This window comes from Ferrovum myxofaciens (assembly GCF_000735045.1).
Lineage (GTDB): Bacteria > Pseudomonadota > Gammaproteobacteria > Burkholderiales > Ferrovaceae > Ferrovum > Ferrovum myxofaciens.
The window spans coordinates 1-2,620 of the sequence record NZ_JPOQ01000166.1 but is presented as its reverse complement, the minus strand read 5'-3'; the positions used below and the strand labels follow the sequence as shown (position 1 = coordinate 2,620).

The following is a 2,620-nucleotide window of genomic DNA, read 5'->3' as shown; positions in this document are numbered from 1 at the left end:
CAGCCACTTCTGGACCAGGGTCACAACCTGAAAGAAATCGCTGTGGCCCTGCGCAAAACTGCTTACCTCGCAGAGATGATGGCCAAAATCCATGGAGATTTTCAATGAGCGACGAAGCAACGCCAATTCACGAATCCCTGAACCGTCCCATCCTGATGATGGGCGGTGAACGGAATCTGGTGCTTATGCTGGGCATTCTGGCTGGGGTATTTATCTTTTCTCTCGCAAAGTTCTGGGCAGCGGCCATTGGCATTACCCTTTGGACGGTTGGGCAATGGGCTTTGAGCCGGGCTGCCACCTACGATCCGCAATTATCAAAAACCGGAGTACGGTTGATGAAATACCGACGTTTTTATCCGGCGAGGGCAACCCCTTACGCCAAGATCAGGGAGATCAAGACATGAGGGCACTCAAGGAATTCCGTTCGACGGTCTATGGTCTGGCCGACCTGCTGCCATGGGCGGCCATGGTGGACAACGGTATCGTCATGACCAAGAGCGGAGGATTGATGGCCGCTTGGGACTATCGCGGACCGGACCTGGACTCAGCTACCCCGGAGGAACTCAAGGCTATGTCCGCCCGGGTCAACTCCGCACTGAAACTGGGGGATGGCTGGGTGTTACACTGTGATGCCATCCGGGCCCCCGCTCCCGGCTATGCGCCCCAAGGACATTTTACTGACCGCACTACGCGCCTGATCGATGAAGTGCGCCGGGCCAGTCATGAATCCACCCATGTGGGGTTCGGGAGTCGCTATGTATTGACAGTGACCTGGTTCCCCATGCCCGATGCTGCCAGAAAAACTGCCGACCTGTTTGTGGACGGTCGTGTCGTCGCGACAGCAGAACGGAATCTGGAACGCTTCAAGAATCAGATTCGCGAGATCGAGGGCAGGCTTTCGAGTTTTCTGCACATCAAACGTCTGGCTGATGTGACAGACCCAGTCACTCAGGAAATCGATAGTCCTTTTCTGGCCCACCTGGAACAGTGTGTATCCACTGATTCTGTTGGTCGCAAATTTCTTATGCCAGAGATCCCCCTGTACCTCGATGCCATCCTGGGACATCACGATTTTGCCACCGGGTTTGTGCCTCGCGTCGGACGCAGGAATGTTTCCTGCATCGGATTGACGGGACTTCCCCCGCACAGCTTTCCGGGAATACTGGATTTTTTGTCGAGATTGCCGGTGTCCTACCGCTGGAGCAATCGGTTCATCTATCTGGATCCTGGTCAGGCGGAAAAAATCCTGAACCAGTACCGCAGTAAATGGGCCCAGAAGCGCAAGAGTATGATGAACCTGATGCGCGAAAACGCTGGAGGGCAGGCCACCCATATCAATGCCGATGCGGACCGCATGGCCAATGATGCGGTACAGGCCTTGTCGGAAGCCTCCAGCGGAATGGTGCTTTATGGGTATTACACCAGCGTACTGTTGTTGTCCCATGAAAACGAGGCTGTATTGGATGAAATTACTCGTGAAGTGGTCAAGCTCATCGAGAACCATGGGTTCGGAGCGCGCATTGAGGATGTCAATGCAGTGGAGGCCTATCTGGGGAGCCTTCCGGGGAACACTTCAGCCAATGTGCGTCGGCCCCTCATTCATACCCTGAATCTCGCCCATCTGTTGCCGTTTACTTCGGTATGGGCAGGACCGGACAAAAATGCCTGTCCCTTCTACCCGCCGGACAGTCCGCCGCTGATTTACACCAAGACCGATGGCAGTACGCCCTTTCGGCTGAGTCTGCATTCCGGAGATCTGGGGCATAGCGTAATTCTGGGCCCCACCGGGTCCGGCAAATCCACCTTGCTGGGTCTGATTGCCGCCCAGCAGTTCCGTTATCCCAAGGCCCAGGTCTTTGCCTTCGACAAGGGATATTCCATGCTGCCTCTGGTATGGGCGTCCGGGGGGCAGCACTACGATATTGCCGGAGATCATGCTCATCTGGCCTTTTGTCCCTTGGCCCGAGTCGATGAGAAGAACGAGCAGATCTGGGCTGCCGAATGGCTGGAACAGCTTTGTGAGCTTCAGGGCATGAGCATCCTGCCCAGCCACCGCCAGGAGATTTACCGGGCCGTGGTCCAACTCGGAGCATCCACCAAAGTCATGGCTCAACGCACCCTGACCAATTGCCTGATCCTGATACAGGATCAGGCCCTGCGCGAAGCTCTGCAGGCATACACCCTGCGAGGGATGGCGGGGCACCTACTGGATGCAGAAGCTGACAGTCTGGATGAGGATCCGTTTCAGGTCTTTGAAATGGAACATCTGATGAACAAGGGAGATAAGTTGGTGTTGCCGGTACTGACCTACCTGTTCCACCGCATCGAGCAACGCTTCAGGGGACAGCCCACTCTGCTGATTCTGGACGAGGCATGGATCATGCTGGGGCACCCGGCATTCAAGGCCAAGATCCGTGAATGGCTCAAGGTTCTGCGTAAAGCCAATGTGTCCGTGGTCTTCGCCACCCAGAGCCTGACAGACCTGACCCGCTCTGGAATTGCGGATGTGATCTATGAATCCTGTCCCACCAAAATCCTGTTGCCCAATCCGGAAGCCATGACCGAGAACATCCGTCCGATGTATCAGGGGATTGGACTCAACGACCGTCAGGTCGAGATC

At 55.7% G+C, this 2,620-nt stretch carries 2 protein-coding genes; both read left to right on the top strand.

Annotated features, from left to right (window positions below):
- Nucleotides 1–104 precede the first annotated feature (104 nt).
- Nucleotides 105–404 (top strand): conjugal transfer protein TrbD, encoded by a 300-nt coding sequence (trbD, locus tag IV91_RS0112350; RefSeq protein WP_031598880.1) that lies wholly within the window; start codon nt 105–107, stop codon nt 402–404.
- The coding region (locus IV91_RS0112345) for a VirB4 family type IV secretion/conjugal transfer ATPase (protein ID WP_035418062.1) at nt 401–2,620 on the top strand (2,220 nt) is incomplete at its 3' end. The genes trbD and IV91_RS0112345, both read left to right, overlap by 4 nt.

What these genes read in the sequence shown, in the direction of transcription:
- trbD (WP_031598880.1), top strand. Translation starts at nt 105, where the DNA reads ATGAGCGACGAAGCAACGCCAATTCACGAATCCCTGAACCGTCCCATC.